Below are 24,409 nucleotides of genomic sequence, written 5' to 3' on the forward strand. Positions count from 1 at the left end.
TTTAGTCCATTTATGACGGGATATGGAACACGTTCAAAAAGAGCATTGACAGCGCGAAATAGAAAAGGAGATTGTATAGTATGCAAATTAACGGAGTAAATAGTCTTCGGGAGGCCGCCAGATGGGGGAATACGCCTATCATCCAGAAAAAAGCGGTTGAAGCGTCTAAAAATGCAATGACAGACGATTTTGTTGAGAAACTCCAAGAGTTAGCGCGGAGAGATGCTCAAAAGGGTGTTGGTATGAGCCAAGAGGCGATTAACCTCTGTCATGCACAGATGAACAAGTATGTTTCTCCTGACCGTTCAGCTCCGATTGCACAGATGACGCAGGAACTGCAAAAGGCGGAGAAGGCGCATAAAGGAGAAGACCCCACTTTGGAATTTCTCGACAGGATGTTAGCATAGCTCAAAGGTAAAGGGAGACCGGAGCGTATTGTGAAATCCTTCAGCGGGCTGGCTGGCGGCTGTTCCGGCGATCTTCATAGTACCCCCGAAAACCAGGTTGCTACGGTATATTCGCCCGATGGGGAAGAAATCGCGCAATATAATACCAGCGGCGGTGGTTGGATGAATTTAACTACCAAGGCGGAAAATCAGTTTCTTGGGGATTCCAGTGCTGTTTATAAGCAAGCTTGGGATGCTACGCGTGCGGAGATTAAGAATGCAGCGCAGAAACAACCAGTGGCTTGCAAAGGGGAAACTGCGACTTTCGATGTTCGAGCCTGAGATGATAAGAAAACTTGTGAGGGAAAAATATGATTGATTCTTTGTTAAACAGAACTGGAACACCAGTCAACTGGGGGAAAAGTTCCAAGGCTCAAGGCACCGAAAAAACCGCAAAAAGCGCAATGACCGATGGCTTTATTGAGCGGATCAAGGCATACGCGAAGGAAGATGCCAAGCGGGGCGAATATATGTCAGCAGGATTTACCCAAATGCGGCTTGCACATATGAAGCAATATGTTTCCCCTGACCGCTCCGGGCCGAAAAGCCAGGTAATGTCTGCTATCCAGGCAGCATTGAAAGAACCGCATCCGATGTTGCAGGCATTGGAAAAGACGCTGGAAAAACTGTCGGGAGGCTGTTCCGCGAATCTTAAAATCAGCTCCGTCCAGCAGGCTGCGGAGATATATGCTCCTAACGGGGAGAATATCGCAAGCTACAACAGCCTTGGCGGAGGCTGGACGGATATACAGACGAAGGAAGAACATAAATACTTTAACGAAACTGCTTCTATTTACTTACAGGCATTTCGGGAGGCCCGCGCAGAAATGAAATCTTCTCAACCCGCCCCGTCTGTTGAAACATCGGTAAACATTCGAGCTTAATACAAGGGGGCACAATAGTATTAGGAATACGTTCAAAAAGAGTGTTAGTACAGGAGGAAATCCATTATGGACATTAGTGTAACCGCCAATCCAAGCAGACAAGCGGCTTATATCAATACGCAAACTAACGCGGCGCAGAGGGCGAAAAAAGCAGGTATGTCTGCACCTGCTCAAGCCCAGGACGAAATAGTAATCTCTCCAGAGGCTAAGACTACTATGGAGCAGACGGCTCAGGTAGGTACTACGGCTCCAACTGCTGCGGACGCCGAAAAGCAGACAAGCAATACTATCACTTTTGCCTCGTTTGCAGAGGAGTTCAGTAAGATCACTCAGGGCTATGGTGATAATATCCGCAAATACTATGCCGAAGCGCACGATGATAATTTGACTTATGATGATCCTGCTGCCCATATCTGGGACAAATATAAAAACCCGGATTCCCCTGATTTCCGCGCTGACTTATCAGAGGACGAACGGGCATGGGCCTATGACCAGGAATTGGATTTGTTGAGCGGGGGTAAACACTTGCAAATGAGCAACCCCTATGCGTTCGCCTCCGCTGGAGGCCTGCCTACGCTGGCCTCCGCAGCGATACAGGCAAATCAAGCGTGCCGGGAGCAGATCGACCAGTCTATACAAGACCTCCTTGCAGAGAATGGGATAGAGCTTCCGGCAGACGCATCTTTCCGGCTGACAGTAGACCAGGACTACACAATTCATGTAACAGGTTTGGAGGACGAGGAACAGGCTACGGCGATAGAGCAGGCATTAAATCGTGGCGACAACGGTAAAAACCTGTATAACCATCTTAAGCTGACTACTCCAAACGGTGAAAACCTGGGTGTAGATTATGCAAACGGTCATCTGGCGGCTGTCGATACACAGCAGGAATTGGATGATAGAACTCTTGATGAAGTCAAGAAACAGGCTGGGCCGATTTGGGCACGTTATTCCAGTACATACAACCCCCACCAAGAGGCCATGAACGAAAAAATTCTCAGTCTTGACCCTGATTCCCCTCTAAACACCCAGGAGAGCAAGGATCGCATGAGCGCAGCCGTTCGGGTCGGTGCGCCGGAGATAATTGCCGAGTTTCGCGCCCGGCAGCAGGATATGCGTTTGGTTATCAATCAGAATCGGGACGTTGACCCTGATGGCTCGATTGCGCTGAAAACCTATATGCGGGCTTATGCACAACCGGCGGTGAACGCCAGAAAAACGATTGAGGGCTACTACGCCGAAGCCCATGCGGAGAACAGTTCCTATCCGTTTTTGGAGGGGCTGGAGCATATCGCGCAGAAGTATAAGCGCCCTGATTCCGGTATTTTTCGTTCAGATTTGACCGAGGCGCAACGGGACATGGCCTACCGTCAGGAGCGGGCCTTGCTGACCGGCGCTCGGCTGACCCTGTTTGACCCCTATGCACTGGCTTCTATTGGCGGTGTGCAGACAGCCCAGACGTCCCACCAGGGGGCGATGCAGGCAGTCATCGAAAAGATGAACGAACTTAGAAATCAACTGTACGGTATAGAATAGCGGCCTAATCAATGGTGAGTCTGCCGGTATTGATGTAAAAGTATAGTGCCAATCTCCGATTGTTGGAAGTTCCTGTTTCAATCAAATCATCAGCAAATAAGTTATTCATAGCTTTAGTTTCTAAATTAGGAGGATTTCATTATGTCTATGCCAACTATTTTGCCTTCGGGCCAGCTCCATCCAGATTTGTTTAACGGTCCCTTTGTTAAGCAAGTTGACAGTAGCACGTCCATAGCCACAGGTGAACCGGGCGCTAAAGTCCACGGCAACACGACAGCAGAAAAGGGCAACAAAATCTGGCTTGAGGACCAAGACAGCGTGATTGACATCTCTGGCCGTTTCAACAGCAAGCGGGTCGATTCCTATGATGGCAAAAAGGTCGTAGAAAACAAGGGCATGGGGCTTATTATCGAAACGATACAGCCTGGTGTTTTCACTGCGGAGGATGCAAACAAGTCCGCAGCGTCTGGCGGAGCTACCCACGGTTTCTTCTACCGCAAGACAGATTTCCTGTTCAGCGCCGCTCAAGAATACACCGCCCTTGGCGAAAACGAAGTGTTCCGCCATCGCAACATCGACGATGTGAATTTTGTTCGGGACACGCTGGACTTCTTCACTGACGGGAATTACACCCAGGCGGACGTGAACCGTATGCAGGATCAGATGACGGCGGTGGTTCGGGAACTGGCCCAGCAGATCAAGGACGGCGGATCGCCGGATTTGAGCAAGGTAAAGACCACTCTGACTGTGGGCGGCGGTGAGGTTTCGATTTCTCAGCTCCTGGAAATGCAGAAAACAGGGCGTGAGTTGTCAGAGTCCTTTAGCGGGATGACATCCGGCTCCCTGACCGGCCATAATATTGAGGCGTTTGCAGAAATGGGAATTGCAAAATCCTTGGGTAACTACTATGGCAGCGATAAGGGAGAAATCGGCAAACTGTTTTCCTCCGCTGTTGACCGCCTGTACGAAAAAGGCATAGCTCAAGTGGAAAAGGCTGAGGCATGGGGACAGACTGTATCCTATGCCGCTAATACATCTGGAAATAAGGATGCAGTGAAAACAGAGCTGAATATCGCTGACCTGTTTTCTAAGCTGGATACCAGCAGCAAGAGCAACTTTGCGCAGAGTTTTTCGTCTGCGCTGTCTCAAGCAAGAACGCTGGTGCAGCAGTATTGCAATCAGTATAATCTGCTGACTTCCCATGTTGGGCTGGCTGGCGCTACGGATAATATCTCAAAATTCTTCCAAGCATGGATGGATCGGAATTGATAAATGGAGGGAATGCGATATGGCTATCGTTTCATTATCTGGACAATATGCTGGGCGCAACCCTGCGCTTCAGCACACCGCAGGCCAGACAGGTGAAGTGGGCCAAAAGGCGTCTTTGGACGCAGCCAAAGTACAAGCGGTTACAGATATGGTCAATCGAGATTATCATGCTGGAAAGTTTGACTTGTTTGACCCAAGCATCTGTCTCAACTATGACAGCGCCGATGATACCGTTAGTGACTCGTCGCTGACTGGAAAAACAGTTGTTCAGAACAAACCTACAGGCTGGATCATCACTACAATCGACCCCAACATGACCACTGCTGACGATGCGAGAAAAAGTGCAAAAGCGGGCGGCGCTACCCATGCGTTTTTATATCAGAGCTTTGACTTTCTGACGGATGCAGCAAAGGAATACGCTACATTAGGGGACAATGAGGTGTTCCAGCATCGGAATATCAATGATTTATCCTTTGTGCGCGATACATTGAGCTTCTTTACAGGAGAGGACTACTATAAAACTGGATACATCGACGAAACGCAAAGTGCTTTGATGGATCAAATCACAAATGTAGTCCATGAGTTATCCCAGCAGATTAAAAATGGGGAAAGCCCGGATTTAAGTAAAGTAAAAACGACACTCACTATTGGCGGCTCAGATGTTACGATTTCCAAACTGATGGAAATGCAGCAAATAGGCCGAGAACTATCGGAGTCTTTCAAAAATGTCAGCGCAGGGTCCTTGAATGGTCAAACCACAGAGTCTTTTGCCAAAATGGGAATTGCCAAATCCCTCAGCAGCTATTATGCTGGAGATAAGGGAGAAGTAGGTGCAATGTTCTCTACTGCTATTGACCGACTATATGAGCGGGGCATAGCACAGGTGCAGCGGGGTCAAGTGTGGTCACAGTCTGTCATTGGTGCAGCTAACACATCCAGCAGCCAAGATGCAGTAAAAGTAGGGTTAGATATTGCTGATACATTTTCAAAGCTGGGTGGTAGCAGCAAGAGCGGCCTCTCTTATAGTTTTTCCTCTGCGCTTTCCCAAATGCGGAGCATTGTGCAGCAATACTGTAGCCAGTATAATATGCCGACTTCCCATGTTGGGTTGGCCGGAGCTACAGCGGGAATTGAAAAATTCTTTCAGGCATGGACGGAGAAACTTTAAGAGACCTATCTATAGAGTATTCTTTGGTAATAGCCTATGGAATTAAAAAGCCGCATCCTTTTGATTTTCCAATACCTGTGGGAGCATACTGGCGAGGCACACACTGTTTCATTGGAACAGCTCAAAGACTATCTGCAATCCTGCGGTCTCTCGCGCCCTGACTCCCGCACCATCAAGGCCGACATAGATCAGCTTATTGAGCTGGGCGTGGACATCATCATAGACCGCAGGGTGCAGAATCAGTATTTCATCGGCACCCGCCACTTTGACACTGCGGAGGTCAAACTGCTCATCGACGCCGTTCAGTCCTCCCGATTTATCACACCGCAAAAGAGCAAGGCACTAATCCGCAAGTTGGGGGCCTTTGTGGAACCGCAGCAGAAGCAGCTTTTGAAGCGCCAGCTCTACATAGACCACCGCTCCAAGGCAACCAATGAATCCGTTATCCTGATCGTAGACCACCTCTACACCGCCATCATCGAGCGGAAGAAGGTCACTTTCCAATACTTCGACTACACGCCGGAGAAAAAGAAAGTCCACCGGCATGGTGGGCGGCTCTACACCGTATCTCCCTATGCTATGCTCTGGAACAACGACCAATATTACATGGTGGGTTACTCTGAGGAGCGGAAGCTGGTCGCCACCTATCGGGTGGATAGGATCAACCAACTGACGGTGACGGAGGAACCGGCGCGGAAACGCCCAGCAGACTTCACCATCTCGGACTACTTTGGGCAGACCTTTTCCATGTATCTCGGTGAGGAGGCCAAGGTGGAGCTGCTGTGCGAGAATGCGCTTATGGGCAGTATCATTGACCGTTTTGGAGAGGATGTTGCCGTTCAAATCGTTGACAGGGAGCATTTCAAGGTGACTGCTACTGTCGCCCTGAGCAACAATTTCTATGGCTGGGTATTCGCCTCCGGTGGAAAGATGCGGATACTCAGCCCCGAAAAGGTCCAAATGCAATTTAATAACATTCTGAGAAATTTCTCAGTGCAGGCATAGAAATCAGAAGTTATAGAAGCAGAAAAGCCACCTGAACTATCCTGCTTTTTATACTGATGATAGGATTAAAATATATGAAATCGTTCTTTAAGGATAAGATAAAATCGTATCTATTGGTAGTTGCCTTGGGTGTTCTTGCTGGGTTTGCTGTGGTCTTATTTTGCGAACTTCCAGACAACAATTTGTGGGCATTTTATTACTGGAGTTCGAGTACATTCGGATTTTGGATGTTTTCTACTTCACTAATCGTTCTATTTAGCGAGAATAGAACGTGTGCTGCTATCAACGCAGGAATATACATTTTTTTGATGTTTTTAATTACGACTGCATATAAATCTTTCCATCTTTATTGGGCTGGAAATATGCCATTTAACTCTTTGTTTGAAGTATTTGTGAATCACATTGGAGGATGGCTATTATATAGCATTCCTCCTGCTTTGGTATGTGCTATTTTAGGTTTGATATTATGGTCTGGCAGGAAGAATACTTTTTGGGGCAAGACACTTCAAATTCTGCCTCCGATATTTATATTGATAGAAACAATTATCTTATTTTATAGCGTATTTGTCTATCGAACAAACCTTTTCTCGGCATCAAGTAACTTGGTATGTCTGATGGCCTATATGATTATCTATTTTTCTGCGTTGCGCAAGTTTACTACAATGCCGTAGCAACACTAAGTTTAGAAACAACTTTCTCTGCTTTCCGTACTCACTCCATTTTCCGCTTTTTCAAAACAGGTCGAAAGTCATACAACATAAAAAAACTTCTCAGGAGGTGGACACTCAGTTGCCCACCTCCCTTTTGTTCTATTGCCTTTCATATTCGGTCATGCTATACTCTTTCTATCAAGGACAAGTCGTATCGGATAGAACGGAGGAAGCTCTATGCGTCACAAGGACCCGGAATTGATGAAGCGCATACAGGCATTTGCGGAGGATTTCTACTTCGAGGAGGGACGCTCCCCCAGCACAGCGGAGATCGGCAAGGCCATCGGCATCGCCAAGGGGACCGCCCACCGCTATCTTGTCGAGATGAGCGAGAAAGGCCAGATCGACTATGACGGGAAAACCATCGAGACCGAAAAAATCCGCCGTCTGTCGCCAACCTCCCGCGCGGAGATATTTACCGGCGCTATCCCCTGCGGTCCTTTAGAAACGGTGGAGGCGTCCGCAGACGAATATGCGAAGCTGCCAACCGCCATTTTCGGCTCCGGCGACTTCTACATCATTCGGACTGCCGGCGACTCCATGATAAACGCCGGGATAGAATCCGGCGATTTGGTGGTGGTGGAGAAGCGGTGCGATGCGGAACCGGGAGAGATTGTAGTCGCGCTCCATGAGAACGCCAATACCCTGAAACGGCTGGGCTATGATAAAAAGCGGAAGTGCTGCAAGCTCATCCCTGAGAATAACAGCATGGAGCCGATCTATGTCAGGGATGTTGTTATTCAGGGTGTGGCAAGGTTTATCATCAAGGCGCTGTGAACTGCTTTGCCTGAAAGGGGTTGATTGAGATGAACAGGGTAAATGTGTCCGTTCAGTGTTCCACTGAGCCGGACGGGATCATCTGCCCACAAAAGGTCAGATGGGAGGACGGGCGCGTGTGGGACATTGAGCGGGTCCTGCATACCTGCCGCAGCCCTGATCTGTCTTTTGAGGGCATCCGCTATACGGTGCTGATTGAGGGGATGGAAAAGTATCTCTACCAATCGGGCCGGCAGTGGTATGTTTTTGTTGCATAGGAGGACAGACACGACAAATGAAAACCTTAGTTACCAACGCGGAAATCGAGGAAGTAGGCGAAAACCTGATCCGGCGATTTATCGGGAAACGAAAGCCCCCGCCCAACTGCATCGACATTGAGGGCTTTATCACAGACTATCTGCACCTGCCGGTTGTCTATGCCGGCATTGCGGAGGAAGATCGGGACAAGATCGGCTTTGTGTCAGACGGCGCGTATCCGCTGGCAGTATGGGAGGATGGAGAACGGCGAAGCGTGGTATTCCCCAAGGGCACCGTAGTCATTGACCGCTTTCTGCTCCAGGCCGATAAAAGCGGACAGCGCCGGTTTACCTTGGCACATGAAGCCGCCCATGTGATTTTTGAGCGGATGTCCCCTACGGCGGCGGGTCCATGTTTTAACCGCTACTTTGACAGCGAGCGGAACTACAACATCGAGGAGCTGCGGGAACACCTGAATGTGTGTGAAACGCAGACAGACCGCATGGCCTCCGTTCTGCTGATGCCGAGATTCCTTGTGGAACGGCTGCTGAAACGCTTTCACAGCGGTGCGCCGGTCCCCATATATGGGAGCTGGGCCATGCGGGGCAAGGACAAGCTCGGTATTCAGAAGATAGCCGACTGCATGGGCGTGACCTTTACGGCCTTGCTCATCCGGCTCAAAACCCTCGGTATGACCGAACAGCGGGACATATCTGAGTATCTGGATTCTGAGATGGCCTTTTAAGGGGGTGCGGAGATGGTGCAGCAAACAGCAGTCCGGGCTTACCGCATGAAGCCCATGACGCCGGAGGTGCGGGCCAAGGTCAACCTCTCCTATACGGAAAGCCTTGACCTGCGGGAGCGCGAGCTGAAATGCCCCCACTGCGGGCGTTATATTGCCTCCCTGTTTTCAGACAGCTCCGGCCACTTCAAACTGAAATGCCCAAACTGCAAGGCGGTCACGACCTACAACCTGGGCTACTTCCGCAGGCGGCGCTGCCGCAGGGTGGGAAAGAAAAACTGAATATCAGAAATCAACAATTCATAAACGATCAAGCGGAGTAAACGCGGTCTCGCGTTAAGCTATCAAGCGGCGTATGAAACAGCTCGGCATACCTTCGTATGCCGCTGTTCATCGCCGCTTTTTTCGTTTGCTCCGATTGCCTGTTTCATACGCTGATTTTATGGCTCTTTTCCGGCTTGGTCGGGAAAGGGCTTTTTTATGTATTTCAATCCAAAAGACTTTGGTAAGCGGTTGCAGCTTGCCAGAAAGACGGCGGGGCTGACCCAACAGGCGCTTGCGGACAAGGTATCCGTCGAGAGAAAGCACATCAGCCACCTGGAGTGCGGGGAGCGGTGCTGCTCCATCGACCTGCTTGTGGATTTTTCGGAGGCGCTGGGCGTCAGTACGGACTATCTGCTCAAAGGCAGCAGCTCAAACCATGCTGCCGAGCTGGATGGCATCATCGGACAGCTCACTGCGCTGCGGCAAAAGTTATAGGCATGGTGCCTATGAGATAGACAAAGGGTGCCTGCGGGGGCGTCTGAATTTGCCCCCAAATCTTCTAAAATGAAATCATCAGCCGGGGCGACCCGCTGGTGTGGAACTTTGAAAAGTGAATAGGCATTCATCAGGTACATTCCTGTGTGTACGCCGAGAGGCAAAGCCGGACAGGTTGGAGCGCCACGACCCCAAGACGGGCGAGCGGCCTCCTCCGCCTGCAAAGGATGGGCTGCTCCCATCCGGGCGATAACAGCGCACAGAGACAATGATACTTCCGTAACTCGCGGCCCGGCCACAAGGAAGGCGGGGAGGTTAGATTCCTATGGAGCGGCATCGCAAGCCGCCGCCTGATGATTTCCTATGATTCCGGGGTGTCGGGGACAAATGGGAATCAAGAGATTACAGAGCAAACAATCAGCAGCCGCATCGGGGAAGTAACTTCCCGACACGATGGCGGCTGCTGTCTACATATCAGGAAAAGGAGCGCAGCACTATGGAACAGAACTATCACGACTACTATCGCGGCGAAATCTACTACGCCGACCTCAACCCCATATTCGGCCATGAGCAGGGCGGCGTCCGTCCTGTCCTCATTCTTCAGAACGACCAGGGCAATTACTTTTCCCCTACGGTCATTGTCACAGCGGCCACCCGGCGCATTTTCAAAAAGCCCGGTCAGCCCACCCATGTGACGCTGGACAACATCGAGGGCCTGCCGGGACAGTCCCAATTCCAGCTTGAGACCATCCGCACAGTGGACAAGCGCCGCCTGCGGGAGCGTGTCGGCAAGCTCACCGATGAGCAGATGGCGGAGATCAACGCGGCCCTGCGGGTGAGCCTCTATCTGGGGGAGGACGATTACCTGCCTACGGAGGTAGAGGCCCCATGAGTACAAAGCTCAATCCTGTTTTGCAGATCGACCCGGAGTTTGAGAGCAAGATACCGCCGCTGACCGAGGACGAATACCAGCAGCTTGCGGAAAACATCATCTCCGAGGGCGTTGTCCTTATGCCGCTCATCGTCTGGAACGGCACGATTGTGGACGGCCACAACCGCTATAAAATCGTGCAGGAACACCCTGAGATCATCTTTACCGTCCATGAAAAGGGCTTTGACAACCGCTATGAGGCCCTTGTATGGATTTGCAACAACCAGCTTGGCCGCAGGAACCTCACGCCGGTACAGAAGAAAATGCTGGTGGGAGACCGATATGAGGCTGAAAAGCAGGCGGTATCCTTTCATGGAAATCAATACACTTTATCAGGCGAAAGTGGTGGTGGCCAAATTGACCACCACCAAAATACTGAAAAAACAAGGGAACGCATTGCTGCGGAAACCGGCACCAGCGAGAGCTTTGTCAAACGCGCCAGCCAGTTTTCGCAGGGTGCCACCGCCGCCGAGGAAGTGTCTCCCGGCTTTCGGCAGGAGGTCCTCTCCGGCAAGGTCAAGCCGACACAGAAAGAGATGTGGGCTATCGCCAAGGCTCCCCCGGAGGAGCGGAAACGGCTGATCCAGGAAGTGAAAGAGGCCGCCGGCGCTCCAGAGGAGGAAGAACGCCGTATGACGGCACAGGATGCTGTGCAGCAGTTTGAGTGGAAGGTCACGCGGGTGCTGCAAAATTTTGACAATACCTTTACTGAGTGGCCGCAGCTTATCTCCAACGAGAGTTACCGCCAGCAGGTCATTTCCACTCTGTACGATCTGAAACAATACATTTTACACATTGAAGGAGGCACTCAATATGAATGGGACAAAGAGGCTCGAAAAATCGTATGAGGTCATGTTTATCTCAAGCTCTGATCTGTCTGTCACCCGCGATACCTATCAGCGGGAACTCAACAGCCGCAGGGTACGGGAGATCGCGGAGAACTTTGACGAACGAGTGGCCAACGAGCCAAAGGTCAGCGCCCGCGATGGCCGGTTTTATGTATTTGACGGCCAGCACACCATCGCCGCCCGGAAGCTGCTCAACGGCGGGCGGGACCTGCCCATTCTCTGCAAAGTTTATACCGGCCTTACCGAGCAGGACGAGGCCGTTCTCTTTGCGGAGCAGACCGGTATTTCTGCCAAGGTATACCCTGGCTCCAAAATCCGGGCGCTGGTGTTCGGCGGCGATCCTGACGCGATTGCCTTTGTGGAGGCTACGGAGAGCGCCGGCCTGCATCTCTCTTTCAATCAGTCCAGAGGGCTGAACCGTATCGGCTGTGTTGCCGCCGCCTATGGGGAGTTTATGTCGGCAGGCGTTGACCTCTATACGGAGGCCCTGCGCGTCATTGCCGCCGCGTGGGACGGCCACAAGGACTCCCTCCGGGCCGAGACCATCCAAGGTGTGACGGAGTTTATCAAGCTCTACCATGACGAGTATGACCCCAAGCGCCTTGTCAGCCGGTGCCGTCGCTATGACCCCATGCACATCTACCGCAGGGCCAAAGCTGCCGACGATTCCCTCCCCGCCCTGCAGAGGTACATCTTTGAAGTTTGGAACATCTACAACGGCACCAGCAGGGCCAACGCCCTGCCCCTGAAATTCTGAGGAGGACGCCATGAACAAATATAAAAACTTCCAGAAATCCGGCAGTCAGGACGCCGCCCTCCGCGAGATCGAGCGCGGGGAATTGGTCGCGGCGCGGATGCACAAGCCAGGGTATCGGCGCAAGATGCGCCGAACCAACAATAAGCACAACAGGAAAACCAATTATACTTCTCACTGAGCTTGCTCATAGGCAGAAGGCATGGGCTGAGGTCATACGCTGCAAAGATAGAGAATGGGCAGGGCTGATCGACCTCAGCCTATTGTTGTGCCTGTGAGCTGATTTTCAGAATGGAGGCCGTATATGAATTTGTTTGAAACGGTAAAGGCTTCTGTCACTACAAGACAGGCCGCAGAGCGTTATGGGATAGAGGTTGACCGCACCGGAAAAGCCTGCTGTATTTTCCACGATGACCGCCACCCCAGCATGAAGGTGGATGATCGCTTTCACTGTTTTGCCTGCGGTGCGGACGGCGACGTGATCGACTTCGCCGCCCAGCTTTTCGGCGTTGGCGTAAAGGAGGCGGCAAGGCAACTGGCGGCAGATTTCAATATCTCCTACGATGGGAAACGCGCCGGACGGGAACCATCCAGAACAGGCGCAGTCAAGGCGCGAAAGTCGCTGATGCGGCGGTTGAAAAATTACCAAAACGAGAACTACCGCGCCCTTTGCGGCTATTTCCGCCTGCTGCGGCAATGGGAAACAGAGTATGCGCCCAAGCAGCCGGACGAGGAATGGCACCCCTTGTATATGGAGGCGATTCAGAACAGCGCCAGAGTGGAATACCTCCTTGATGAGCTGCAAGGCTGTTCGCCGGACGAGGCCAGGGAGATCATTGCCCAGAATAAGAACGAGATCGGGCGCTGTGCAAACCGTGTGAGAGAAATCCGCAGGGACAGAAAACGGGCGGCGCATGAAATTGACCGCTGAGGTCAAGGGATAGGAGGGCATGGAATGGATTTGAAAAACATTGACAGAAATTCTCTTATGGATATTCGGAGCGTAAATGTGGATGTCTCGCTCCCCCAAAAGGAGCGAATGCGCGACTTTATCCGTCAGGTGAAAGACCCGTATCTGTTCCGTCATGGGAAATATGTTGTGAAAATTACTTTCTCGGAGACAGACATCACGCTGGAACAGCGGCTTGCTGATTATGTCCGCGCAAAATGCGCCGCCATGTGACATCCTCGACATGGCGGCGCAGCTTATATTAAACTGCGTATAGGGACAAATCGCCGCTCCTGTCCGGCTTTGCAAAACTGGAAAGGAGCTGGCAAATATGCAGAAAACAGCACAGGCAAAAATCTGGAACGCGACCCTATATCTCCGGCTGTCCCGCGAGGACGGAGATAAGGAGGAATCCAACAGCATCGCGGGGCAAAGGAACCTGCTCAGAGACTTCCTGAAACAGCACCCTGACATTCGGGAGTATGCTGTACAGGTGGACGATGGATGGTCCGGCTCGACCTTCGAGCGGCCCTCGTTCAAGAAAATGATGGAGGATGTGAAAGCCGGTAAGACGAACTGCATCGTTGTGAAAGACCTCTCGCGGTTTGGCCGGAACTATCTGGATGCTGGCGAGTATATTGAAAAGATATTTCCCTTTATGGGGGTACGCTTCATCGCCGTCAACGATAACTACGACAGTTATCGTGAAAAAAGTGCCTCAGACGATCTGATTGTGCCGTTCAAAAATCTCATCAACGAGGCTTATTGCCGGGATATTTCGGTGAAAATCCGTTCCCAGCTTGAAATCAAGCGTAAGAACGGACAATTCCTGGGCGCGTTCGCCGCCTACGGCTACTTCAAAGCCCCACAAGATAAAAACAGTCTTGTGATAGACGAGTACGCTGCGGAGGTGGTGCGGGAAATCTTCGCTTGGAAGGTCCAGGGCATCAGCCCGCAGGACATCGCGAACCGGCTCAACGCCGGGGGAATCCTCTCCCCGCTGGAGTACAAACGCTCCCTCGGCATGAAATGCTCCACACCCTTGCAGACAAACCTCAAAGCCTCTTGGTCTGCGGCATCGGTCATTCGTTTGCTGAAAAATCCCATCTATATTGGCACACTGACCCAGGGCAGGGCGACAACGCCCAGCTACAAGGTACACAAACGGGTGAAAAAAGCTGAAAGCGAGTGGTCTGTGATTGAGAACAATCATGCGCCTATCGTTTCCAGAAAGGATTTTGACACTGTGCAGAAGGTACTTGCGCTGGACACCCGGCGCAGCCCGGATGAGGAATCTGTTTCTCTTTTTTCCGGTATGGTGTTCTGCGGCGATTGCGGGGCCAGCATGATACGCAAGCCCGTCAGCACCGGCGGCAGGAAGTACCACTATTACATTTGCTCTGCCAATAAGCAGGACAAAACCTGTTCCCCACACCGCATCCGTTTGGAGGTCTTGGAGCAAATCATATTTGACTGCTTAAAAGAGCGCATCAACGCCGTTGCAGAGCTGGAAAACATCCTGGAAATTGCGGATACCGCGCCCCTACGCACTGCCGGGGCGGTCAAGGTGCAGCGGCAGCTTGATGAAAAGCGGGCGGAATATGAGAAGCTGCAAAAGTTGCTCCTGTCGCTCTATGAAAACCTCGCGGACGGCATTATCGACAGGGCGGAATATACGCGCCTGAAAGAGAGCTTTTCCCAGAGAGCGGCTGAGGCCGAAAAGCAGATGGACGCCCTGCGGGAGCGGATCGAAGTAATGAAAACCAGCACAGCGGATACAAGCTGGACGGACAATTTCAAATGCTATCGCAATCTCACCGAGCTTGACCGCACGGCGGTGGTCTCCATGATAGACAGAATTATGGTCTACGAGGACAATACGGTGGAGATCGTCTACCGCTGGCAGGATGAGTTTGCATGGCAGATGGATATTGTGCGTCAGGCGCAGATCAGGGAGGCAGTATAAATGGCACGGACAAAGAGAAAGGTCAACCCTATCGCCCCGGCTGCGGAACCGGTACGGGAAGAAAAGGCCGAAAAATATTTGACCGCCGCCTATGTCCGCCTGTCCGTTGAGGACAGCGGCAAAAAAGGCGCGGACACCATTGAGGGGCAGAAAAAGATGCTGTCCGATTTTATCAGCCGCCGCGATGATATGGAGCTTGTCGACATTTGGTGCGACAACGGCGAGACGGGGACGAGCTTCGCCCGCCCGCAGTTTGAGGCGATGATGGAGAAGGTCAGGCGCGGCGAGATCAACTGCATCGTGGTGAAAGACCTCTCGCGTTTTGGCCGTAACTACAAAGAGACCGGTAACTACCTGGAGCGCATTTTTCCATTCCTCGGTGTCCGCTTCATCGCCGTAACGGACAACTTCGACACGCTGACCGCTGAACGGAATGAAAACGGCTATATTGTGCCGCTGAAAAACATCATCAACGAGGCTTACAGCAAAGACATTTCCAAGAAAATCGCATCCTCTCTCAGCTCAAAACAGAAGCGCGGGGACTTCATCGGGAGCTGGGCGCCCTACGGCTACAGCAAAAGCCCAGAGGACGGCCACAAGCTCATCATCAACGTGGAAACCGCGCCGACTGTCCGGCAAATCTTCGCGTGGCGGGCGGAGGGCATCGCTGTCGTACAGATCGCCCGGAGGCTCAATGACGCCGGAATCCTCTCTCCATCCGCATACCTCTACAAATCGGGACAGGTCAAAACAGAAAAGTATCACGGCGTTCCCTGGCACACGCAGATTTTGAAATCCCTGCTTTCCCACCCCGTCTACCTCGGCCACATGGTACAGGGCCGAAAACGCCAATCCTTTTACGAGGGGGCAAAGCAGATTCACACGCTGGAAACCGAGTGGGCGGTGGTGGAAAATACCCATGAGCCGATCATTGACCAGCGGACCTTTGACGCGGTTCAAAAGCTGGCGCGGGAGCGACGGGAGGAATATAACAGCCGCTTAGGGAAGTTTGACGGCATGGGCGGCAGCGGCAATATCTTCAAGCGGCTTGTTTACTGCGCCGATTGCAAGCGCCCTCTGGTGCGCTACAAGAATGTCAGCCATGGGAAAAAGCTGTGGTACAACTTTATCTGCCCTACCCACGCCAATGACCCCAGGGCTTGCCCCAAAAAGGGCATTCGGGAGGACAAGCTCACAGAAATCGTCAAAGCGGCAATTCAGAAACAGGTTGCCCTTGCCGCAGACATGGAATCTGTGATACAAGGAATCAACAACTCCCCGACATTTTGTCGGGAAGTGGAGCAGGCCCGCAGCCGTATTGTTCATGCGAAACGGACGCTCAAGCGGTGCCAGTCCCTCTATGACAGCCTCTATCAGAACTATGTGGAGGGGCTGATGAACGAGGACGAGTACATATCCCTCAGAGAACATTACAAACAGCAGGCGGAGGAAGCACAGCAGATCATCTCCAATTTGGAGCTGGAGGAAGCAAACGGCAGGCAGTACACCCCTGAAAACCTGTTTCTGCAAGCCTTTACGCAATTTCAGTCTTGCGCGGAGTTGACGGGGGATATGCTCGCCGCGCTGATTGACCGCATTTATATCGACGGAAATGATGGCGTGGAGATTGTTTTCCGCTACAGAGACGAATACAACGCCTTGTGTGACTTCATTGAGAGGAGGGCGGCGGGGTGAAGGTTTTGATGTACCTGCGCATATCCAGCGAAGATACCGATATGCGGGAAAAGAACAAATCGGAATCCAACAGCATAGCGCACCAAAGATGGCTGCTGACGGATTTCGTGCGTAACCATCCTGAGCTGTGCGGCGCGGAGCTGGACGAGCTGTGTGATGACGGCTGGAGCGGCAAGAACTTCGAGCGTCCAGGCATGACAGAGCTTTTGGAACAGGTCAGGCGCGGCGCGGTACAGTGCATCGTTGTCAAGGATTTTTCCCGTTTTGGCCGCGACTATCTGACGGTCGGAAACTACATCAGTCGGGTATTCCCCTTCATGGGAGTACGGTTTATCTCCGTCAACGACAACTTTGACAGCGCCCGCCCCGGCGACATAGACAGCCTGGATACCTCTTTCAAAACGCTGATTTATGACCTCTACAGCAGGGAGCTTTCCCAAAAGGTCAAGGCCGCAAGAAAGCAGAGGGCGGAGCAGGGGCTTTTCCTCAGTCCATTCGCGCCCTATGGATACGCAAAAGACGGGAACGACAAGAACCATCTTGTGATAGATGAATCTGCCGCCGGGGTTGTCAGGCGTATATTCCGCATGACACTGGATGGCGATATGCCCAGCCAAATTGCCGCCGCTCTCAACCGAGAGGGTGTAATGACCCCCATGCGGTACAAGCACGACACTGGCATCTCCCGCAAGTGGCCCTGCATCCGCGAGGACAATTTCTGGACGGGCGGAGCCGTTAGCATCATTCTTCGGGACGAACGCTATATTGGAACCGTTATCTATGGGAAGCGGGAGCGGAAGCAAATTGGGCATTGGGACAATAAGGCGGTGGACAAGTCCGATTGGATTATTTGTGAAGATCAGCATGAAGCTATTATTTCCAAAGAGGATTTTGACACAGTGCAAAGCCTGTTGGCGCAAAGGCCCAGCAAGCCGTATGCCCCTCAAACTGACCGGCCCCTGAAACGGAAAGTGTTCTGCGGCATGTGCGGCCATACCATGCGGAGGGACACAAAACCCTATGTTCAATACCGGTGCAGGACACATTCTTATACCGACGAATACGTCTGCACCGGTCATGGGATTGATGAAGCGGACATTCTCGGCGCGATTGAGGACGCCGTCCGCATCTACGCACGGCTGGCGGTCCGACTGGATCAGATGAACGCCGTCCGTCAAGAGCGCAGCAGGCGCGAAAAGAAAGAGAGCAGCAAAAAGCTGTTTGCGTTGCAGAACGAAAAGCTCCGACTGGACAGCCGGTTGCAGGAACTCTATGAGAGTTTTTTCAGCGGGGAGATTTCCCGCGAAAAGTATCTCGCGCAAAAAAGCTCCATCACCGAGCGCGAACAGGAGATCGCCGCCGAAACGGGCAGGCTGGAACAGGCTGTGGCAGAAGCCGCCGGCGGACAGTCCGAGGCCATTGCCAAATATATCGGCTACGCCGAACTCGATGAGCTGACAGCGGATATACTGGACGAGCTTGTAAAGCGCGTAACTGTCTACCCCGGCGATGTGCTGGAGGTAAAACTCAATCTTACCGATGAGCTGGAGAAGCTGGCAGATGATTTGCAGGCGGGGTGACAAAGCTGACGGTCACAATATATCCGGCCCCGTTCACAAATTGTTTACAACTTATTTTTTGTCCCTATCTTGACAACAGCAGATGATGGATTTTCCGGGGTCAGCTTCGAGCGTGAGGGGCTTCAAACCATGCTCCGTGAGGTGGAGGCCGGAAATGTGGCAACGGTCATAACAAAAGACCTTTCCCGCTTGGGCCGGAATTATCTGAAAACCGGGGAGCTTATCGAAATCATTTTCCCGGAGTACGATGTACGCTACATCGCTATCAATGACGGTGTGGACACAGCGCGAGAGGACAACGAATTTACCCCTCTGAGGAATTGGTTCAATGAGTTTTATGCCCGCGATACATCCAAGAAAATCCGGGCTGTCAAACAGGCCAAGGCCCAGCGGGGAGAGCGCGTCAATGGGGAAGTGCCGTATGGCTATCTGGCCGACCCGAACGACCGCAATCACCTTATTCCCGACCCGGAAACGGCCCATGTTGTCAAGCAGATTTTCGCCATGTATGTACGGGGCGACCGTATCTGTGAAATTCAGAACTGGCTGCGGGATAACGAGATTTTGACCGTTGGCGAACTGCGCTACCGCAGAAAAGGCGGAAAGAAATTCCCCCGCCCCCAGCTTAACGCCTGGTATACTTGGCCGGACAAAACGCTGTATGACATCCTCACTCGACAGGAGTATTTGGGACATACCATCACAGCGAAAACCTACAAGGTATCCTATAAATCCAAAAAGACACGGAAAAATCCAGAGGACAAGCGGTATTTCTTTCCCAATACTCACGAAGCGTTGATTGACGAGGAAACCTTTGCCCTTGCCCAAAAGCGTATCGCCACCCGTCACCGGCCTACCAAGTCCGATGAAATCGACCTATTTTCCGGGCTGCTGTTTTGCGGGGACTGCGGTTACAAAATGTATCTCCAAAAGGGCGCCGGAACGCCAGAGAGGAAGCACGCCTACACCTGCGGCAACTACCGCAACCGGGCCAGAAACGATTTCCTCTGCACAACGTATTACATCCGCAAAAGTGTCTTGAAAGAACTTGTCCTTGCCGATTTACAGCGGGTTTTGGCCTATGTGAAAAAGCATGAGCAGGAGTTTGTTCGTACCGCCGCCGAGTGTGGGGAGCAGGCCGCGCAAAAGGCCCTTGCCCGGCAGCGGAAAGAACTGGACAAGGCAGAACGCCGGATGGATGAACTTAATCTGTTGTTCCGCAAACTTTATGAGGACATGGCCTTGGGCCGCTTGTCAAGTGAGCAGTTTGCGCTTCTAACCTCCTGCTATGAGGACGAGAAAGCGGCGATGGCGAAACGGACGGCGAAACTGCGGAAAGAGATTGACAGCGCCGCCGAGCGTGGGGCGGATGTGAAGCGATTTGTCGCCCTGGTGCGCCGGTACTCGGAGATCAGCGAACTGACCTATGAGAACGTCCATGAGTTTATTGACCGCATTTTAGTCCATGAGCTGGACAGAGAAACGAACACACGGAAAATCGAAATCTTTTACAGCTTCGTGGGCAAGGTAGACAGCGGCGATGAACCGACGGAAAGCATATCCTATTTCCGGCAAATTGGTGCTGATGTCAAGAGTTTTGCCGTCTGATAATACAAAATGCTGGGGTAAGACAGCGCACCATCTTTTATGGTTACGCTATCTTACCCCAGCAAAAATTTGCCCCGGAGAATCCGTCGTCCGTGTACCATTTGAGGTTGGAAAAGCCGTTCTGTTTTGCGTAGGCTTCAAGGATTCGCTTCTGAGAGTTACTATGTAGAGGGTGGTTTCTGCCACCAAATACATATGACTGCGGCTCATTTGTGGTGAATAGGACTTGCGGTTGTAGGGAAGGAGATAAAGACCCGTATCGCATTATTGGTAGCCGCTACCGATAACTTCTGAAATGACGGAGGGAAACACTATGGACGAATTGAAACCGAGAATACATGACGAGGTAAATGGCCTTGATTACATTCTTGCTGGGGATTACTACATCCCGGCTATCGAACTGCCGGAGGACGATGACCGCTCCATCGGGAAGTGGGGGCGGATGCACCGGGCGTATCTGGAAGAAACAAACCCGCTTCTGCTGAACCATCTAATCTTGACGGGCAGGCTACACACCTACCTTGCCGATCTGAACGAGCAGGCGCAGAACCGTTGCCAGCTTATCATCAAGCAGATGGCCGCCGCTGAGGGCGTGGCCGAGGACTTGAAACGCCGGTCACAGTGGGAATGGGTCAAAGCCATGAACGGCATCGTAAGCCGCGCCGAGGAAATTATCAAGCGTGAACTGATTTATACATGACTTTCACCCGGCATTTGCGCCAGCGTAAAAGCGTGTAGGCTTCCGCAAGGCTCCCCGTATGGGCGGGCCTTGCAGGAGTTTCCTTCCCTTGGCATTTGTGGTGTCTCTGAGCATCATTGCTGCCCTCTCAAAAAATTTCTTTGATAGGACTTGACAGGAACAGGCGTTTGGATTATAATAAGTTCATATTTGAACTGAATATTTGATGTCCATATAATACACATATTTCATTTAGCAGATACATAACCGACTGCGGAGAAAATCCGCGGGCGGTTTTTTGTATCTGCTTTTTATTGTCCTTTCTCATACATAACCAAAAATCCAGAAGCAGAAAGGTGGTGTAAACAACAACTGAATGACCGTCCGAGCAGCTAAACCGCCATGACCTCCCAACAGGGAGCGAGCGCCCCGTAAGGGGACGGCACAGCACCAGCAAAGGGATTTGCCTGCCAGGAACTGCTTTGGGGAAACGGCTTCCCATATCAGAAATTACTGTTTTGAATTTCAATGATATGAGAAAGGACACCATGACGAAAAAGAACGAAAACCAAAACTGTCAGTATATGACCCGGCGCATCGGCTCCACCACTTACAAGGTGAAAGTTGTCTTTTCCACCGACGATGGTGAGACGATGGAAGAAAAAATTTTGCGGATGATTCGCAATGAGGGGCTGCAAAACGGCGGGGAACGTGGTATGATGGATGCACCACAAATGAGCCGTCAGTCTGAAAGGAGCGCATCATGAGCGCAAGACAGGCTGAAGAAAAGATCACGGCTTTATACGAGAGGCTCTCTCGTGACGATGAATCCGCTGGGGACAGTAATTCGATCGTGAATCAGAAAAAGTACCTGGAGGGCTACGCTGCCCAGCATAGCTTCTCCAATATCGTCCATTACACTGATGACGGATGGTCTGGGGGTAATTTCGACAGACCGGCATGGAAACGGCTGGTGGCCGACATTGAGGCTGGGAAAGTGGCTCTGGTACTCACAAAGGACATGAGCAGAATCGGGAGAGATTATCTGCAAACTGGTTTCTATACGGAAGTCCTTTTCAGAAAATTCGGAGTGCGCTTCATCGCCATCGGCAACAGTATCGACAGTGATGACCCCAGCTCCAGCGAGTTTGCACCTTTCGTCAACATCATGAGCGAGTGGTATCTGCGGGACCTGAGCCGCAAGCAGCGCACTGCCATTCGGGTCAAGGGCGAATCCGGCAAGCCCACCACCAACTGCGCCATCTATGGCTACCGGAAAGACCCCAATGACAAATACCACTGGCTGATTGACGAGGAGGCCGCTGCTGTTGTCCGGCGCATCTTCCAGCTTACCATCGAGGGCCACGGCCCCTATGAAATCGCCACGATGCTCTGCGAGGAGAAGGTCGAAACACCTGCCACTTATTTCGCCAGACAGGGGCGTGGTGTCTGGAAAAGCAGGGCGGACATTCCCCGACCTTATAGCTGGAACGGCTTTGCGGTGGGGCAGATCCTCTCCAAGCCGGAGTATATGGGCCATACGGTCAACTTCCGCACCCATAAGGAATCCTACAAGGACAAGCGGGCCGTTGTCCACTCGCCGGAGGACTGGCTGATCTTTGAAAACACCCATGAGGCCATCGTGGATAAGGAGACCTGGGAGTTGGCCCAGAAGCTGAGAAAGACACCCCGCCGCCACGACACCATTGGCGAGGCCAATCCCCTAACCGGACTTCTCTACTGCGCTGACTGCGGCGCAAAGCTGTATAATCACCGCTCACGGGGAACCGCCGCCAAGCCCTATCCGTCGGACTGGTTTGACTGCTCCACCTACACGTTGACCCGGCAGAAACGCGGGATAGCTTGCAGCAATCACCACATCTCCACCAAGGCTCTGCGGACGCTCATTCTGGAAACCATCCGCTCTGCAAGTGCCTACGCTATTTCCAACGAGGCGGAGTTTATCCAGAAGGTTCGGGCGGCGTCAGAAGTCCGGCAGGCGCAGGCGGCGAAGGAACTGAAACGCAAGCTGAACAAAGACAGGCGGCGCTGTGAGGAACTGGACACCATCATCAAGAAGCTGTACGAATCCTATGCGGTGGGGCGCATCGGAGAGGAACGCTTTGACACCCTTCTTGCTGGGTATGAGCAGGAGCAGACGGCGCTCCGGCAGTCTGTCACGGAGGCGGAGACGGCGCTGGACAGCTTTGAGCAGGATACCGCCAATGTGGAACGGTTCCTTGCTCTGGCAAAGAAGTACACGGATTTCTCGGAACTGACTACGCCCATGATAAACGAGTTCATCGAAAAGATCATCGTCCATGCCCCGGAAAAGGTAGACGGTGACAGGATGCAGCAAGTGGACATCTATCTGAAATTCATCGGGCGGTTTGACCTCCCGACACCGGAGCTGACGCCGGAGGAAGAAAAGCGGCAGGCATCCCTGCACCGGCATCGGGTCAAGAGCCGGGAACGCTATCAGAAAATCAAGGCCGGAGAACACATGGTCGGCCAGCCGTTCAAGCTGATCTGCAAATGCTGTGGGGAAGAATTTGAATCCGGCCATTCAAATACTCTATTTTGTAGTCCGAGGTGCCGGGCGAAATTCTACCGGCAGGAGGCGGCGGAAAGCAGAAAGCGGGAATGTGTCTGCGGAAACTGTGGGAAAGTGTTCACCACCACCAGGAACGATGTAAAATACTGCTGTGAGGCTTGCCAGAGGAAAGCGCACAGCAAAATACGGTATCGGCAGAAGCGGGCGGAGGAGCAGGGAGCAGAAACCGTATAAACACGGGATGGGGCGGGTCAGATATTTTTGGCCCGCCCTGTCCTATGGAAGGAAGGGATAATTCCATGTGGAACTGCGATTGGGAATACGAAAATCAGGAAACGCTGAAACAGTGGTATGAAGAAAAACTCGCCGGGATAAGACTAAATTCCATTGTACGGAAAATCGTCTGTAAGGGCTGTGGACGGGATTTCTACACGTTGATTGAAACCAAGAAATATTGCTATTACCATCTGTGCGGGAATCGGGGCTATCAGAAAGATTTGAAACAGCGGCGGCTGGAAAAACGACAGAACCGGGTCTGCAAAGGATGCGGAAAAACCTTCACCCCCAGGCGGTCGGATGCGGTCTACTGCTGCAACGCCTGCCGCCAGCGGGCGTATCGCCAGAGCGTTACGGATAAGGCAAGTGTCCAAATTGATCACTTGCCTCAATCGTAACGAAATCACAGAACAAATCTCAAAATCGTTACGACTGCTGGTGGTGGTCAATTTGAACACCACCACTAACCGTAACGGAAATATAGAATATGCGCCGGACATGGGAATTGGCCTCCTGTGTCCGGCCATTTTTTGAAAACCTGATTTGTGATACGATGCCGAAAATCAAAATTAGCTGATTTTATTTGCGATGGGAGGAACCGAAACGCAATGAGCAAACGGACCGAAGAATTAAAAATCCGCATCTCGCCGGAGGACAAGGAGCGGATAAAACTCAAAATGGAGGACGCCGGCGTTCTGAATATGAGCGCCTATGTCCGCAAGATGGCGCTGGACGGAATCTGTATCAGGCTGGATTTGCAGGATGTGCGCCAGCTTGTTTCCATGCTCCAGCGGTGTACGAATAATCTGAATCAGTACGCTAAACGGGCGAACGAAACCGGGAGCATCTATGCGGCGGACATTGAAGATTTACAGAAGCGCCTGGACGAGATTTGGGAATTGTCCAGACAATCCCTCGCCAGTCTTGCCGCTATCCGATAGCGGGCAGAGGTGCAGGCCAGCCTCGTTTTTCCCTTTTCCGGCAAGGCCGTATCTGCCGCTTCTCAGACTCTCCAAGGGGCAAAAGCCCCGCCTGT

Annotated in this window: 27 protein-coding genes; 26 read left to right on the forward strand and 1 reads right to left on the reverse strand. The window is 52.1% G+C overall.

Annotated features, from left to right (window positions below; translation table 11 throughout):
* Positions 1–80 precede the first annotated feature (80 nt).
* From D1159_RS07435 to D1159_RS07560, 25 genes are all read left to right on the forward strand, one after another.
* The gene (locus D1159_RS07435) at positions 81–407 is read left to right on the forward strand and encodes a hypothetical protein (RefSeq protein ID WP_161845051.1); all 327 of its coding nucleotides are present in this window, start codon (positions 81–83) and stop codon (positions 405–407) included.
* 30 nt (positions 408–437) lie between these two features.
* Positions 438–728, forward strand: a complete 291-nt coding sequence (locus D1159_RS07440) for a hypothetical protein (RefSeq protein ID WP_161845052.1) — start codon at positions 438–440, stop codon at positions 726–728.
* Positions 729–757: 29 nt separating this feature from the next.
* Entirely contained in the window at positions 758–1,330 is a 573-nt protein-coding gene (locus D1159_RS07445) for a hypothetical protein (protein WP_161845053.1), read from the forward strand.
* Positions 1,331–1,396: 66 nt separating this feature from the next.
* Positions 1,397–2,866: a DUF4885 family protein gene (locus tag D1159_RS07450; RefSeq protein ID WP_161845054.1), complete on the forward strand. Its 1,470-nt coding sequence runs from the start codon at positions 1,397–1,399 to the stop codon at positions 2,864–2,866.
* Positions 2,867–3,007: 141 nt separating this feature from the next.
* Positions 3,008–4,135 carry an acetoacetate decarboxylase family protein gene (locus D1159_RS07455; RefSeq protein ID WP_161845055.1) on the forward strand — a complete coding sequence of 376 codons (1,128 nt, stop codon included), beginning with the start codon at positions 3,008–3,010 and terminating at the stop codon, positions 4,133–4,135.
* Between the two features lie 19 nt (positions 4,136–4,154).
* Complete coding sequence (locus D1159_RS07460) at positions 4,155–5,303, forward strand: hypothetical protein (RefSeq protein ID WP_161845056.1); 1,149 nt, start codon at positions 4,155–4,157, stop codon at positions 5,301–5,303.
* A 36-nt stretch (positions 5,304–5,339) separates the two neighbouring features.
* Positions 5,340–6,308 carry a WYL domain-containing protein gene (locus D1159_RS07465; RefSeq protein ID WP_161845057.1) on the forward strand — a complete coding sequence of 323 codons (969 nt, stop codon included), beginning with the start codon at positions 5,340–5,342 and terminating at the stop codon, positions 6,306–6,308.
* 887 nt (positions 6,309–7,195) lie between these two features.
* Positions 7,196–7,795: a S24 family peptidase gene (locus tag D1159_RS07470; RefSeq protein WP_161845058.1), complete on the forward strand. Its 600-nt coding sequence runs from the start codon at positions 7,196–7,198 to the stop codon at positions 7,793–7,795.
* A 29-nt stretch (positions 7,796–7,824) separates the two neighbouring features.
* Positions 7,825–8,052 carry a hypothetical protein gene (locus D1159_RS07475; protein ID WP_161845059.1) on the forward strand — a complete coding sequence of 76 codons (228 nt, stop codon included), beginning with the start codon at positions 7,825–7,827 and terminating at the stop codon, positions 8,050–8,052.
* Between the two features lie 17 nt (positions 8,053–8,069).
* On the forward strand, positions 8,070–8,777 hold the full coding sequence (locus tag D1159_RS07480; RefSeq protein WP_161845060.1) for an ImmA/IrrE family metallo-endopeptidase: 708 nt from the start codon (positions 8,070–8,072) through the stop codon (positions 8,775–8,777).
* A gap of 12 nt (positions 8,778–8,789) precedes the next feature.
* Positions 8,790–9,056 carry a hypothetical protein gene (locus D1159_RS07485; RefSeq protein ID WP_161845061.1) on the forward strand — a complete coding sequence of 89 codons (267 nt, stop codon included), beginning with the start codon at positions 8,790–8,792 and terminating at the stop codon, positions 9,054–9,056.
* Positions 9,057–9,254: 198 nt separating this feature from the next.
* Positions 9,255–9,533 carry a helix-turn-helix transcriptional regulator gene (locus tag D1159_RS07490; RefSeq protein ID WP_161845062.1) on the forward strand — a complete coding sequence of 93 codons (279 nt, stop codon included), beginning with the start codon at positions 9,255–9,257 and terminating at the stop codon, positions 9,531–9,533.
* Positions 9,534–10,029: 496 nt separating this feature from the next.
* Positions 10,030–10,425: a type II toxin-antitoxin system PemK/MazF family toxin gene (locus D1159_RS07495; protein ID WP_161845063.1), complete on the forward strand. Its 396-nt coding sequence runs from the start codon at positions 10,030–10,032 to the stop codon at positions 10,423–10,425.
* Positions 10,422–11,312, forward strand: a complete 891-nt coding sequence (locus D1159_RS07500) for a hypothetical protein (protein WP_161845064.1) — start codon at positions 10,422–10,424, stop codon at positions 11,310–11,312. The genes D1159_RS07495 and D1159_RS07500 overlap by 4 nt, the downstream gene beginning before the upstream one ends.
* Positions 11,278–12,069, forward strand: a complete 792-nt coding sequence (locus tag D1159_RS07505) for a DUF6551 family protein (RefSeq protein WP_161845065.1) — start codon at positions 11,278–11,280, stop codon at positions 12,067–12,069. The genes D1159_RS07500 and D1159_RS07505 overlap by 35 nt, the downstream gene beginning before the upstream one ends.
* A gap of 10 nt (positions 12,070–12,079) precedes the next feature.
* On the forward strand, positions 12,080–12,247 hold the full coding sequence (locus tag D1159_RS07510) for a hypothetical protein (protein WP_161845066.1): 168 nt from the start codon (positions 12,080–12,082) through the stop codon (positions 12,245–12,247).
* Positions 12,248–12,370: 123 nt separating this feature from the next.
* Entirely contained in the window at positions 12,371–12,997 is a 627-nt protein-coding gene (locus tag D1159_RS07515; protein ID WP_161845067.1) for a CHC2 zinc finger domain-containing protein, read from the forward strand.
* 24 nt (positions 12,998–13,021) lie between these two features.
* Positions 13,022–13,249, forward strand: a complete 228-nt coding sequence (locus D1159_RS07520; protein WP_161845068.1) for a DUF6870 family protein — start codon at positions 13,022–13,024, stop codon at positions 13,247–13,249.
* A 97-nt stretch (positions 13,250–13,346) separates the two neighbouring features.
* On the forward strand, positions 13,347–14,981 hold the full coding sequence (locus tag D1159_RS07525; RefSeq protein ID WP_161845069.1) for a recombinase family protein: 1,635 nt from the start codon (positions 13,347–13,349) through the stop codon (positions 14,979–14,981).
* Positions 14,982–16,676 carry a recombinase family protein gene (locus tag D1159_RS07530; protein ID WP_161845070.1) on the forward strand — a complete coding sequence of 565 codons (1,695 nt, stop codon included), beginning with the start codon at positions 14,982–14,984 and terminating at the stop codon, positions 16,674–16,676.
* Positions 16,673–18,256: a recombinase family protein gene (locus tag D1159_RS07535; protein ID WP_161845071.1), complete on the forward strand. Its 1,584-nt coding sequence runs from the start codon at positions 16,673–16,675 to the stop codon at positions 18,254–18,256. The genes D1159_RS07530 and D1159_RS07535 overlap by 4 nt, the downstream gene beginning before the upstream one ends.
* A 21-nt stretch (positions 18,257–18,277) precedes the next feature.
* Positions 18,278–19,864 (forward strand): recombinase family protein, encoded by a 1,587-nt coding sequence (locus D1159_RS07540; RefSeq protein ID WP_347563652.1) that lies wholly within the window; start codon positions 18,278–18,280, stop codon positions 19,862–19,864.
* A gap of 313 nt (positions 19,865–20,177) precedes the next feature.
* Entirely contained in the window at positions 20,178–20,564 is a 387-nt protein-coding gene (locus D1159_RS07550; RefSeq protein WP_161845072.1) for a TnpV protein, read from the forward strand.
* A gap of 527 nt (positions 20,565–21,091) precedes the next feature.
* On the forward strand, positions 21,092–21,310 hold the full coding sequence (locus D1159_RS07555) for a transposon-encoded TnpW family protein (RefSeq protein ID WP_161845073.1): 219 nt from the start codon (positions 21,092–21,094) through the stop codon (positions 21,308–21,310).
* The gene (locus tag D1159_RS07560; RefSeq protein ID WP_161845074.1) at positions 21,307–23,331 is read left to right on the forward strand and encodes a recombinase family protein; all 2,025 of its coding nucleotides are present in this window, start codon (positions 21,307–21,309) and stop codon (positions 23,329–23,331) included. The genes D1159_RS07555 and D1159_RS07560 overlap by 4 nt, the downstream gene beginning before the upstream one ends.
* 143 nt (positions 23,332–23,474) lie before the next feature.
* Here the strand turns inward: D1159_RS07560 and D1159_RS07565 are convergent, their stop codons facing one another.
* A complete protein-coding gene (locus D1159_RS07565; protein ID WP_161845075.1) occupies positions 23,475–23,873 on the reverse strand; it encodes a hypothetical protein in 399 nt (132 codons plus the stop codon).
* A 108-nt stretch (positions 23,874–23,981) separates the two neighbouring features.
* On the opposite strand from D1159_RS07565, the gene mobC reads away from it, so the two are divergent.
* Positions 23,982–24,314, forward strand: a complete 333-nt coding sequence (gene mobC, locus D1159_RS07570) for a plasmid mobilization relaxosome protein MobC (RefSeq protein WP_161845076.1) — start codon at positions 23,982–23,984, stop codon at positions 24,312–24,314.
* Positions 24,315–24,409 lie beyond the last annotated feature (95 nt).

Origin of the sequence: Pseudoflavonifractor sp. 524-17 (assembly GCF_009935845.1) — a bacterium.
Taxonomy (GTDB): Bacteria; Bacillota; Clostridia; order Oscillospirales; family Oscillospiraceae; genus Pseudoflavonifractor_A.